The following is a 12,798-nucleotide window of genomic DNA, read 5'->3' on the forward strand; positions in this document are numbered from 1 at the left end:
ACTTTTAAAGACTCAGGATGGTTGCGATGGCGGTGGCGGCGGTTTCGATTCGGTAAATGCGTTTGCCCAATCCGATCGCTTGGTAGCCTGATCCAATGGCCAGATCCGTCTCCTCCTCGGCAAACCCGCCTTCGGGTCCGATCAGCGCCGTCACCGTTTCGGTCTCGCCCAGCGTCGACGCCGCTTCCACCGGAGAGCCACCACCGGGATGCGCCAACCAGCGAACTCCACTAAACGGTCGCTCACACAACTTCTCCAATGGGACCGGAGTTGAAATTTCCATCAGCACGTTACGTTCGGATTGCTTACAGGACTCGATCACGATCCGCCGCAGTTTCTCCAGCAAGGAATTTGTCGGCCTCCGCTGGGTCCGCTGACAAACGAGCGGCGTGACTCGTTTGACGCCCAACTCCGACAACCTTTCGATCAGCTCCTTGGCCCGTTCCGGTTTTGGCAACGCGATCCCCAAATGGATCTCGCGTGACGGTTCGCGATCCACCAACTGCGGCGCCGCAGCGCTTACACAGCAATGACGTTTGTCGATCGCTTGGATGACAGCCAATGATTCGTTGCCGCGACCGTCAAACAAAGTGATCTCGTCACCCGACTCGGCCCGCATCACTCGAGCGGCATGGCGAGCTTCTTCATCACTTAGGTCGACCGGCCCACCTGCAGCAGGCAATTCGGGGACATAGTAGCGACGTGTCATAAAATTTGGTTCACTGAATCCGATAGATTGCGTCGGACGTCCGCAGGATCATCGAATCATCGACGACGGCCGGACTGGCCATGATCTGGCCTTCCAATTGATTTTCCGCGATCACTTCACTTTCACGCCCCAAACTGACGACCGTGACCACGCCGTCGTGTGAGCCAAAGTAAATTCGGTCGCCGACCAACAGCGGCGACGCGCTAAAGTTTCCACCAATTCGCTTCTTCCAAACACTGTCTCCGGTGGCGGCTTCAAAGCAACTGGCGACACCATTGTCATCGATCACATAGATCAAACCCTGGTGCAAAATCGGCGACGGTTTGGCCGGGATCCCCTTGGCCACCGTCCATACGACGTGAGTCTCGGTCACATCGCCGGAACCATCGACCTTCACCGCCCACAACTGGGGTTTGCCAAATCCGGTCGCAAAGTAAACCACGCCGTCGCCGTAGACTGGCCGCGGCACGACTGAAAATCCAGTGCCATGATTGACCTTCCAAATTTCCGAACCGTCCTTCGGATTGTAAGCCACCATCCACTGCGACCCCATGCAAATCAATTGCTCGCGTCCCAAATCATCCGTGATCTTGATCGGCGTGCAGTAGGATTTCTTTTGTTCTCCCGACGACGCGTCGATCTGCGGACGATCGGTTTCCCAAACCGTTTCGCCGGTCAGCTTGTCGAGTGCCGCAACGTATTGCCGCTCCATCCCGTCCTGGATCAAGATCAGATTTGCCCCATCGATCAACGGTGAACTTCCCGGTCCCACCGAGTGCTCCAGCGGCAAACGCCGTTGCCAAACGATCTCGTGCGATTTGCGACTGACGCAAAACGTCCCGTAGGTCCCAAAGTGACAGTACACGTTCTGGCCGTCGATCACCGGTGTCGGTGACGCATAGCTATTGAGCGAATGGATCGGATCGGGACGCTCGATTTCAGCCAAATCAATGGTGTCCAACAACTTGCCAGATTCAAACTCCAACGCCATCAATTTCAGTTGGATTGTTTTGGCGATCGCCAGCTGTTTGAATTTTTTTTCTTCGATCCCAGCCGCGGCCAACATTTCCTTGCGTTCCTCATCGGTCGGAAACACTTCGATCGCACTGGTCACCCAGATCACGCCCTCTGCGATCACCGGCGACGACCATGCCTTGCCCGGCAACGGCGTTTTCCAAACCACATGATTCTTTTCTCCAAATTCCAGTGGCACCGACTGATCGATGACAATTCCGTCACCGCTGGGACCTCGGAACTGTGACCAGGATTCGGCGGACGATGCAGTGCCGGCGCTGGCAACCCAGGCCCCGACGACGGCGCAAACGGCAAAGCAATAGGCGGGACGGTACATGAGGCAGGCGTTCTAAAATGGTCACAAATGAGTTCAGCAACGGTTCAGAATTATAGCCAACCGCTGGCACCCTGCGTCAGAGGACTGCAGCACGACCGGCTCATTTGACTTACGATGGCAACGCCCTCCGAATCTCCCCCCCCAAAAAAACCGACGCACTCCCGCCCATGCCCACTCGCCTCGACCGCCGCGCATTCCTGGCCGCCAGCGCCGCCGCATCCTTGGCGTTTCAATCCGCCGCCTCAGCCGCAGCCGCCACTGCAAAAAAACCGTTCCAATTCCGTTACAGTTTGGCGTCATGCATGTACGGATACACTTCGCTGGATGAAATCCTGCCGGAAGTTCACCGCTGTGGGGCAACGGGAATCGACCTGTGGCCCAAAGTTCACGGCAACCAACGCGAGCAGTTGGACCAGATCGGTGAATCTCGATTCGCAGAAATGCTACGTCAATTCGACGTGAAATTGTCCTGTATCACACAATACAAACTGGGACCGTTTGGGATCGATGACGAAATCAAACTGGCCAATCGATTGGGGTGCCACACAATTGTGGTCGGTGGCCAAGGACCAAAAAACCTCGCCGGCGCCGAACTAAAAACCGCCGTGGCGGCATTCATTGAAAAACTGCAACCGACCCTGGAACTCGCTCGCGAAAACAAGGTGCGGATCGCAATCGAGAACCACGCCAACAACTTGATTCACGATGCAGATTCGCTTCGCGTTCTGGCCGAATTGGCACCGGCCGATGTGATCGGTGTTGCGTTTGCACCGTACCACTTGCCACAGGACCCCGAGATTCTTTGCAACCTGTTACGTGACCTTGGTGACTCGGTCGACGTGTTCTATGCCTGGCAGCACGGCATGGGTTGCAGCGAAAAACTGCCCAAGCAACAAGAATTGCTACAGCTACCCGGTCGCGGCACATTGGATTTTGCACCACTGGTCAAGACGCTGGCAGAGATCGAATTCGACGGCTGGACGGAAATCTTCATGCACCCGGTGCCACGCGGCATACCGATTTTGGAAACCACCTCACAGGTCAGCCAGGAAATCAATCGCTCGCGACGTTACCTGGATGACCTGGCGGGCGAATCGCTACTCGATCGCGTCGACCGCTGATTTCAATGTACCGCCACTGGTCAATTTGACGCTTTTGTCACCGATCGTGATCTCCACATGATCGGCATCGATCGATTTAACCACGCCTTTGACGCTGCCAATTTCAAATTCGTCTCCGACACGCAATTTCAGTGTCTTGCCACGGGTGCGAACGTTCATCCAAGCCGTCCAGTTGTTGGCGCCTTGGACCAGTCCGGTCAGATAGGTTTGTTTCGCGTCATCAAATTCCGGCGCGATCTGTTTCGGTTCTTCTTTGGGCGGTGGCGGTGGATCAACCACTTTCACCAACAACGTTTCCTCGACCGTGCGTTTGGGATACCCACTGTCAGATACCTGGACCTTGACCTTGAATTCCTGAAGCTCGTCCGATTCGACACGCAAGGTGCCGCTGCGCTCGTCAATCGTGACGTTCTCTGGGGCGTCAACCAATTGATAGGAAACGCTGTGGCCTTCCGGATCTTTAAAGGCCAATGGAAATGCTTCTTTACGTCCCTTGGTGGCCTGCAAAGTCGATTCGCCGCTGAACTTGGGCGCTTGGTTTGGCGGTTCAAACAGGTTCCGATTCAGGATCGGATCCGCGTAGGCGATCGCATCGGGATCCACCCGCCACGATTTGGTCGCCGGATCGGCCGCATCCACCGGCGCGTTGTTAAGCGAGACAACATCGATCGTTAAATCGACCGAAAATCCGCCGCCGTTTTTGGCCGGCTTCAAGTCCATGGTTCGGATGCGATGCAAATAATCCTTGGCTTGGATGTCATAGACCAACCCCAACGCTTCGGGCGCCTCGGCACGACCGGTCAGTTTAAACGTCAACTGGCGATACAAATCTCCCACCGGCTGGATTTTCTCGCCGCTGATCTTGGCTTCGCGAATGTTGTTCTCTTCGACAACATCGAACAACCAACTCTGATAATCGCTGCGCGCCCGTTCGGCATCGCTGGAAACCGAACGGACCAGGTATTCGCCCATCTGGCGATCGGCGATCGCGCCTTGAATTCGTTTTTCACTCAATTGCAATTGGCGATCTTGCAACGATTCGAATCGAGTACGGCGAGATTGAAGCGCCGTTTTGTACTTGGTAAATCCCCATTGGCCCAAACCCAGCACAACCAGGCTACCGACCAAGATCACTAGGATACGTTCGCGCTGATTCATGCTGCGTCCTCCGTCGATGCGGCCGGTTGTTCAGTTGTGTCGCTCGTTTCATCTGCCGGCGTTTCTGTTGCGGGCAATTCCGATTCAGACTCGGGTTTGGATGTCTCCTGGGCCGGTCCATCGCTCGCCGACTCGGTTTGCTCGGCTTGCTCCTCAACTGCCTCGATTTGTTCCATCGCCGATGCTTTCTCCAGATCGGACGGCTCCGCGTCGGTCCCTGCCGGCTCCGCCGATTGATGCTCCGCCATTCGCCGATAACGAATGCTTCGCAAATCACTGCCGTTGATGACAATCGTCTCGGTGAAATCCCAGCGATAGGCATCTTCGCTTTTTTGTGCCTGCGATCCCTTGCCGACCACACCGTGCGTCTCGTCTCGCAGTGCAGCTTCCATGGTGTCGATGACATCGGTATCAGTCACCAACCCGGTGACTCGCAGCGTCCCACCCCCGTTGCTGTCACGCGTGTTGACATTCGCGCTGGCGTACAACGTTTCAACAATCAGCTTGTCGCTCGGCGGTGCCTTGATGGCGAACCGTCTGATTTCATCCAGCCAATTCACGTCACTGTCCATGAATTTGTCGATCAATTCGGTACGGGCCAAGCTTTCATCGGCCGCTTCCCCACTCGGCACAAGCAATTGAATTTCATCGTTGACCGCCGCAATCTTGCGGTCCCAACTGGCAAACTGGCGATAGAACAAGAAACCCACCAACAACACTGCGGCGATAGGCCCTGCGATCATCAGAACCTGCCGCAGACGATTCGTTTCCGCTTCCACTCGCTCGCGAGGATTCAGAAAATCGATTAGCGTTTCAGGAGCGTTCTCGTCACTCGACAGCAATCCGACCAGTGGTGCCAGTCGGCCAATGTGATCGGGCAACGCGCTGCGGTCCATTTGCATGTCGACCAGGTCAAACGGGTTCACCGCTTGCACGTCTTCGCAGCCGCTGGCTTTCTTGATCGCCGCCAGATCCCCCGCATGCACGGACTCGGTGCCCCAGACAATGATCCGCCCCGGGGTCTCGGTTTCCCCACAGGCGACCATGGTGCGTCGCAGTTCGCCGGCAATTGCGCCCGAACGATGGGCGTCACCGGGAGGCAAGCGGACGGTTCGCACAAAGATGACATTGCCGTCGCGGGCGATCACAATTTCCGCGTCGTCGGCCAACAGATCGATCAGCACACAAATCTGCGGCGGCTTGCTCTGCTTGAGATACAGCGAGGCGGCCGTCAGCGGACGCAGCGCCACGCGTTTGAGAATCAACTCGGATGTGGAACACAGCTCTCGAACTCGATCCAAGTCCACCGGCGACACAGTGGCGGCGATCAGCGTGTTGTGCTCGGCCGTTCGACCGGTGACCAAAAAATCGACGATCGAGCGGTCACTGGCAGCGGCAAAACTACGGAGCGCTTGGAACCGCACCATGTCGGGCAATTCCTCGACCGGTACCGGCGGCAATTGCAGTTCACGCAGCTCGGCTTTGCCACGGCCGATCGCAACCAGCGTCTCGGTTTTCTGCAGTCCCGCACCTGTGATGTAAGCGCGCAGTTTTTCCGACACTGATTCGTTTTCAGCAATCGGAATCACGCGTGCATCGGTGACCTGAACACGCGACGAATTGCAGTTGGCGACGACGATCCGCAATTCCGAATCGTCATAGTCGAGAGCTATTTTTTTAGGCATGAGATTAGTCTAGTTCGCGGCGGATCAATCACGTCGGAGTTTCATGGAGTCGTCGGTACTTTTTGATCGCAATGCGGGCAGAGTTAGTTTTTTCGAAAGTGCCGATGTTTCCAGACGGGTGAATTTTGAGGTCACGATTTTGCGTCAGTCATTGTTTGTTCTTATCCCGACGCGTTAGTTTTGAAGCCAGCGCTTGCGCGCGGGACATTGGTTTTTGGTGACCCGAAGCGTGAGCGAGGGATCCCGTTAACACCCGCAATCCCTCGCTAACGCGTCGCGCTTGCGATAAAATGACTCCCTCCGTCCTCACTGTGGCGCCACCCCCGCGGCTTGCAACCCGTTGCGCAGCCCCAGCACGGACAGGTCAAACCCTCGTCCCAAATGACTCAAATCGCGAAAGGAAACAATTTTGGGGTTCACGGTCGTCGCATCAACAATGACTTCTTGGCGGTGTGCTAATCCAGAGGATTCGAAATAGCCGACGATCTGTGCGCGATAGACATCACCGCCGCCGGTCAACAATGGCAGCAGGCTGCGCATCTGGTCCAAGGTCACGATCCCTTCGACCATCGGCCAGGTTTCGTACAACCGATTCTCGTCTTCTTCGCCCGACACCCGGGCTTCAATGATCGCCGCCACTTGCTCTTCGTCCAACAGTGGGATTCCGTACAACAACTCCGCCGGACATTCGTTCAAATTGATTCGACCGGGCATCGTCGCGGTATCGGACGTGGACAACCGATCCATGACCAACGGCAAATAGGCCCCCATGGTCAACAGATCAAACGGACTGCGATAGCTGACCGCGTTGTCGCCTTCCCCCACGGTGACCGTGGCATCGATCAAATCCAGCACCTGCGTTAGTTCGGTCCCACCACCGCCTGACAAGTCAAATTCACTGATCAGCTCGCTGGTCCACACCCCACCGTCGCGCGTGGTTTGATTGACTTGGTCATCGGCATCGCCGCCGCCCTGCTGCCCACCGCCGCCACCCTGCTGCTCACCACCGCCAGCGACGACTCCGGCCAGCGATGACGGCGCCCCGGCGATGCGGTAGGCGCAAATGAAACTGGCAAACGTTTCGTCTTCCAGTGCTGCGGCCAAATCGTCGTACAACGTTTCCAAATCGTCCGCGTTCACGTTGACTCGAAACGATCCGTCGCGTTGCCGGTTGGCTTCGTTGCCGTGGACCGTCAGATAGGCCGACCACCCTAGGGCGCCAGGAGTATCAACCGAAGCGCCAAAGCGTTGTTGTTCATCGGCGTCTAACATCCCGTTGCGGTTGCTGTCGGCACCAAACAACAAAGTGGGTGTGACGCCACGTACCAACAGCAATTCTTCGACGCTGCTGAGTTGTTTGTTGGCCGGTTCATAGGGTGTGGGCAGCGTGCTGTAGTATTCCAGCTCGGCGCCATACAAACGCGGCTCGTCGTCTTCGTCTAACCAGTCCAAAATCGCATCGGCAACGTCTTCGGTCATCCCCGGCAAACCCATCAACAGCGAGGTTGCAATGTTCCCCGTCGACAAGTCTTCCGAATCCTCGCCGCCATCCTCCGCCGCCGACATCAAACTCATTGCCGCCATCAGACCGTCGGAATTTTCATCCAGGATCGTCAGTGTGTTCAAGTTCAGCCGCGCGGATTCGTCTTGCAATCCGAACCGAATGCCAGCCAGCATTCCGCTTTCATTCAAATCAGGCGCGGGAATCGAAAAATTGCAAACGTTGCTGCTGTCCTGATTGGAAACTGCAATCGCTTGGAACAGATTCGCATTGTTGTAGATGCCCCCCATGTCCTGGCGGTTCAACCGCGGTTGCGACAGGATCAGTCGCACCGCTTCGGCCCCCGATTCGGCGGCCACTCGGGCACGTACCAAATCGCTCGACAAATACGCCGCGTCGTCATAGGCGATCATCACGCCGGTGAAGGAATAAACGGCCAGGGTTGCGACAACGACCACCAGCAAGACCAACACCAAGAAAAATCCTTGACGCGGTGGCTTGCGGCGTGCTGGCTTGCTGCGTGCTGGCTTGTCTCTGCGCGGCGGCGAACCGATAGCGATCGAGCGGGCTGTGCGATATTCATTCCTGTGGTCCGTGGCTGGCAACATCAGATCCCGGCCCCCGCAAGTTCTTCGTCCTCTTCCTCGATATACTTTGCCAATGGCAGTCGCACGATATGTTGAAAAATTCTCGGTTGTGGTTCGGTGTCATCGGCATTGGGCTGGCCCGCCATCGCCATCTGGATTTTGATCGCCAACGGCAACTCACCCAATTCATCGCTGTTCCACTGCAATTGCCACGTCACGCCGTCCCAATAGGAAAACTCCAGCCCCGTGACCTCGGGCGCCAGCAGTTCGCCGGTTTCACCCAGCGAGGACAGACCGCCGGACAGCGAGGCAAATGCATTTGCCGATCGGTCCAACGACCGACGTACCAGCCCGCCCGATTGGCCGGCGGAGGTCGCGTCGAACTGCGCCAGTGGATCGTCGACGCCCCCCGATCCCTCCGGCTGGACAAAGTAAGAAATGGTTTTCAAATCACTGGGCACGTCCGTCATGTTGCCCGGATCCATATCCATCATCACCGCATACTCTTCCAAACGCGGCAAGCGGCTGGTGTCGATTTGGATCTGGTACTGATTGCCGATCACACCGGGCGTGACCAGCACTGCCGATCCAGAATCAAGCGTCGCTGTGGTGCTGGTTTCCTCCTCGGCCTCGGTGTCGTCCATGCCGGCTGCCGACATGTCTTCGTCACTCATTTCCTCACCGCCCCCTGCTCCGCCTCCACCGCCACCACCGGACATTCCCGATGCGGACGAAGCGGTCTTGGACAACAGTTCTTCCAGCGCGGCCGTATCCAACGGTTCGGGGTGCAACGAGGCCCGCAAATCATCTTCGATCATTTGCATCAGCGCCGACGCCAACATTGTTTGCCGCATGTCCGCATCACTGCGATCCATATCGCGGGCATAAAACGTGAATGCTGAATTGATCAACGTCATCAACACCACTGCCATGGACAGCGTCAGAAACAACTCCAGCAACGTAAACCCGCCACGTGGCGATCGAATTTCTCGGTTCATTCGACAGCCTCCTCTCCACCGCTGGCGATTTCTTCCCGCGCGGCCGCCTCTTCGGCCTCCGCGGCCTCTAAACCCAGCGTGGGGTCGATCACCCAGCGGTCCAGCGCGTACGTTGCCAATGGCGTGCCACCGTCGCCGGCGAACACTTTGACGGTCACACGGACCGACAACATCCCATCCAACTGACCTTGCATGACTTCGGTCGAGTACTGGTACGTCTCGGTTGTCTCACTGTCGAACGCCTCGGCCGGGGCATCAATGATCGTCGCCGGGGTCTGTCCACCGGCAACATTCAACAGCAGATCACTCAGTTTGCCTTGGCAGATCATGCGTGCCGAAGCCAGCGCGCGGGCTTCGCGTGCCGCGCTCACGCCGGACTCAGCGATTTGCGCCAACATCGCCAGCGAGGTTCCCAAAATGGCGAGCGCCAGCAGCATTTCCAACAGCGAAAATCCCAGCGACAAAAATCGTTGTTGCGATCTGGTGCGTCTCACTGATTCGCCCCCACCTCGCTGACGGTCACGTCGCCGGTGATCCCACGCAACTTGATCGTGATCTGGCCGTGCGTCGGATGCGTCAGAATCATGGCCGCGGTGCTAGTGGTTCCGTCGGGGTAAAACAAAATGGGTTGGCTGTACCCATCGGCTTGTGAGGAAGCGAGCGATGCCTGCTGGATCTCCATCGCCCGCGCTGCAGACACCACAGCAACACTCTTCACCGTCACGTCTTCGGGCAATTCGATCGTTCGCGTTTGCGACTCGTCGGCGACGACAGCGACAAACTGGCCCTGTTCGGCACCGGACAACAGTGACGACTGAGAACCGGTCTGATCGAGTGCATTGACCGAATCACTCAATGAAAAATACGGTCGCACGCGGACGGCATTGGATTCCAACATGGCATCCATCATCAACGTCCGCCCCTCTCGCATCGCATCGATCCGAGCCAACATCAATTCTTCGCGGATCAGTTTGGCACCGCGTACAATCCGTCGATCACCCAACAACCAAGCGACTTGCGGGATCGCAATCGAGCCCATCACCGACAGAATCGCCATCACCAACAGCAACTCCAGCAACGTGAAACCACGTTTGCCGGATGCTTTGTTGACAGCGGCCAAGCGAGCGGGTGCCTGCGTAGCGGATGCCTGCGTGGCTGGGAAACCGAAGCATGACATCAGGATGACACAACGATGTCGTCTTCCGTACTTTTTTGACCGTCCATGCCGGCACTACGAATTTCATAGCTGTTGCCATTGACGGAGTACTCGATTTCATTTCCCCATGCGTCCTTGGGGATTTCCGTCATAATCGGCGCCACCCATTTGGCTTTCTTGTCGGCATCCGAGGGTCCGTCGCGAAGCTGTTCGAGCGTCTCCGGCAAACCGTTGATTCGCAATTGGTAGATGGCAATGTTGCTCTTGAGCATTTTCAATTGCGTCTTGGTGGCGTCGACATTGGCGGCTTGGCCGGTGCCGACCACGTTCACCGCGACGATCCCACCCAGCACGACCAGAATCGCCAGCACCAGCAACAACTCCAACAGCGTGAATGCATGTCGGGCGGCGCGACGGCGACGAAGTGGTCGGCGACTGGTGGGCCGGGACGAAGTGGCCAATGGACGACTCAGAATTTGGCTTGGCATAGCTACAGACACAATTCAAACGGTGGGACAAAATTTCGGATCCACTGGCAAAACCATAGCCCTCCGATAGTGGGGGCATTGTCTCCAGTGCTATTATTTTAACCTCTGGCCGATCCAAAGGTTTCGCGATTGTACGGCGTTTCCGCGATCGGGGAACTCTCCCGTTTCCGACGGTCCGCCAGATGGTCCAGGCCATGCGAATTGGCGCAGAACTATCACAAGGTGGGTTATTCTGGGGCAGAAGTGCTAGAATGGAGTAGACTTGTGAATATTCTGTGGATGCAGCCCCGGTCGATCGCCGCTGTAAAAAGAGTGGCATTGCTCCAGTTGGAACCCATCCTTTCGTTCGCTCTCTCTCGTTCTCCCCACTTTTCGCTCGGAATTTTGCCATGGCGGCACGCGACGACTCTGTGATTCGCGGAAGTTTAATCACTTGCCTGATTTTGCTGGTCCTATCATTTGCGCTCAATTTCATCCTGTGGCGATGGGGAAACACTCAAGCCCAACAGGAACAGCTGAAACAGGATTCGCTGACCAATGCGCAAAATGAAGTCCGGACGCTGAGCGAACAGAACGACGACTTCAAAGCCATGCTGGGCGCTCGTTTGATGTCGGAAGACAAATACGAGTCGTTTGCCAACAGCAGCAGCGGCGATGCGGAATTCGACCAAATCGCGACTCAGTTCTACCAGGACATGAAAATCTTTGGCCAAGCCGAAGGCATGCAGGATCGCCACTACGGGAAGCTGCCTGAATACCTGATGGACGCCGTTCGCAGCCGCAACACCCAATACGGCCAAGCCCGTGACGAGTCGGCTCGAATCCGAGTGCAAGCCGAATCGGACGTCGAAACCGCTCGCGCTGCACAGCAAAAAGCCGAAACCGAGCGTGAGAATCTGGCCAAAGAATTGGATGACGAACGCACCCAATTCGGGACCTACCGCGATGACATGCTGGTCAAGATGGAAAGCGCCAAAGACAGCAAGACCAAGAGCGAACGGTTGATGCAAGAATTGCAACGCAAAGCCGGCACCGAGCGAGCCCAGCTGGCACAGAAGGCTCAGTTGCTGAAAAACACCATCGACACGCAAAAGTTGGAATTGAACAAACTGCGAAACGATCGCATTGAATCCGTGCAAGGCGAAATCCGCTACGTGCTGCGGGGCGGCAACATTGTTTCAATCAATCTCGGCTCGGCAGACGCGTTGCGACCGGGTGTCACCTTTGGCGTGATCGATCGTGACGACACGACCCGTTTGCAAGATGCCGACATCAAAGCGTCCATCCAAGTCACCCGAATTTCCGGTCCCCACTTGGCCGAAGCTCGTGTCGTTGCCACCCCTGAAATTGGCAACCCGATCATCGAAGGCGACGCGGTGTTCTCGCCTTTCTGGGCTCCCGGACGAACCGTTAAAATCGCTTTGGCTGGCGACATTGATATCGATGGCGATGGCCGCCCCGATAACTCCGCACTGGAAGGCATGATCAAGGCCGCCGGTGCCGAACTGGCGCCCAACGGATCCGAGACCGGACAAATTGATCCCGCCGTCCGCTTTCTTGTGATCGGTGAATCGCCTGACCTGGACAGCGCCAACGAGGACCAAGCGGCAGCACAATTGGCGGAACTCGGAGCCGCCAAACAGCGGGCCACCGAAGCAGGTGTGACGGTGATCCCGGCCTGGAAACTTCAGTCCTACCTGCGAACGCTGGACGATTCCTTGACCACGCCGCTCGGCTCGGCCGTCCGCGGCGACGATTTCCCACCGACTTCGCCGCCCGGACCAGCACGCCGTCGCCCTGTCGACTTGCCAGAAATGTTCAAGAACCAGCGCGACAACGTGCAGCGTAACAACGAAATCGTTCGCCCCTAAAGTAGGCCAGGTGCAACCTGGCGGTGCTGTCGCCAGCGGCACCAGTCGCAGCGACGTTGTCCGCTCCGGCGTTTCCAGTGCCACCCTCCCGTTGAACGCTGCGTGGGGCATTGTCCTTTGGTAACCCGACGCGTCAGTTTTGACGCCAGCGTCAAACAGCCTTTTCAACTCAA

The 12,798-nt window shown here is 56.9% G+C and carries 11 protein-coding genes; 2 read left to right on the forward strand and 9 right to left on the reverse strand.

Features of this window, described 5'->3' with window-relative positions; genetic code table 11:
• Window positions 1–4 precede the first annotated feature (4 nt).
• Window positions 5–709 (reverse strand): RsmE family RNA methyltransferase, encoded by a 705-nt coding sequence (locus NHH03_RS09490; RefSeq protein ID WP_253155603.1) that lies wholly within the window; start codon window positions 707–709, stop codon window positions 5–7.
• A 10-nt stretch (window positions 710–719) separates the two neighbouring features.
• On the reverse strand, window positions 720–2,060 hold the full coding sequence (locus NHH03_RS09495) for an outer membrane protein assembly factor BamB family protein (RefSeq protein WP_253155605.1): 1,341 nt from the start codon (window positions 2,058–2,060) through the stop codon (window positions 720–722).
• 167 nt (window positions 2,061–2,227) lie between these two features.
• Between NHH03_RS09495 and NHH03_RS09500 the strand changes: the two genes are divergently transcribed.
• A complete protein-coding gene (locus NHH03_RS09500) occupies window positions 2,228–3,181 on the forward strand; it encodes a sugar phosphate isomerase/epimerase family protein (protein ID WP_253155606.1) in 954 nt (317 codons plus the stop codon).
• On the opposite strand, the gene NHH03_RS09505 is transcribed toward NHH03_RS09500, so the two are convergent.
• The 7 genes from NHH03_RS09505 to NHH03_RS09535 form a co-directional block, all read right to left on the reverse strand.
• Entirely contained in the window at window positions 3,158–4,339 is a 1,182-nt protein-coding gene (locus NHH03_RS09505) for a cadherin repeat domain-containing protein (protein WP_253155608.1), read from the reverse strand. The genes NHH03_RS09500 and NHH03_RS09505 overlap by 24 nt on opposite strands.
• Window positions 4,336–6,024: a type IV pilus biogenesis protein PilM gene (locus NHH03_RS09510; protein ID WP_253155610.1), complete on the reverse strand. Its 1,689-nt coding sequence runs from the start codon at window positions 6,022–6,024 to the stop codon at window positions 4,336–4,338. The genes NHH03_RS09505 and NHH03_RS09510 overlap by 4 nt, the downstream gene beginning before the upstream one ends.
• Before the next feature lie 306 nt (window positions 6,025–6,330).
• The gene (locus tag NHH03_RS09515; RefSeq protein ID WP_253155612.1) at window positions 6,331–8,133 is read right to left on the reverse strand and encodes a type II secretion system protein GspK; all 1,803 of its coding nucleotides are present in this window, start codon (window positions 8,131–8,133) and stop codon (window positions 6,331–6,333) included.
• Window positions 8,133–9,110 carry a type II secretion system protein GspJ gene (locus NHH03_RS09520; RefSeq protein WP_253155614.1) on the reverse strand — a complete coding sequence of 326 codons (978 nt, stop codon included), beginning with the start codon at window positions 9,108–9,110 and terminating at the stop codon, window positions 8,133–8,135. The genes NHH03_RS09515 and NHH03_RS09520 overlap by 1 nt, the downstream gene beginning before the upstream one ends.
• On the reverse strand, window positions 9,107–9,604 hold the full coding sequence (locus NHH03_RS09525) for a type II secretion system protein (RefSeq protein WP_253155616.1): 498 nt from the start codon (window positions 9,602–9,604) through the stop codon (window positions 9,107–9,109). The genes NHH03_RS09520 and NHH03_RS09525 overlap by 4 nt, the downstream gene beginning before the upstream one ends.
• Entirely contained in the window at window positions 9,601–10,287 is a 687-nt protein-coding gene (locus tag NHH03_RS09530; RefSeq protein ID WP_253155617.1) for a prepilin-type N-terminal cleavage/methylation domain-containing protein, read from the reverse strand. The genes NHH03_RS09525 and NHH03_RS09530 overlap by 4 nt, the downstream gene beginning before the upstream one ends.
• Window positions 10,287–10,754 carry a type II secretion system protein GspG gene (locus NHH03_RS09535; protein ID WP_390895546.1) on the reverse strand — a complete coding sequence of 156 codons (468 nt, stop codon included), beginning with the start codon at window positions 10,752–10,754 and terminating at the stop codon, window positions 10,287–10,289. Before NHH03_RS09535 ends, NHH03_RS09530 begins: the two co-directional genes overlap by 1 nt.
• Window positions 10,755–11,143: 389 nt before the next feature.
• Here NHH03_RS09535 and NHH03_RS09540 point away from each other — a divergent pair, with 389 nt between their 5' ends.
• On the forward strand, window positions 11,144–12,625 hold the full coding sequence (locus NHH03_RS09540) for a hypothetical protein (RefSeq protein ID WP_253155620.1): 1,482 nt from the start codon (window positions 11,144–11,146) through the stop codon (window positions 12,623–12,625).
• Window positions 12,626–12,798: the final 173 nt, after the last annotated feature.

The organism is Stieleria tagensis, from assembly GCF_024129865.1.
In the GTDB taxonomy this organism is placed as follows: domain Bacteria; phylum Planctomycetota; class Planctomycetia; order Pirellulales; family Pirellulaceae; genus Stieleria; species Stieleria tagensis.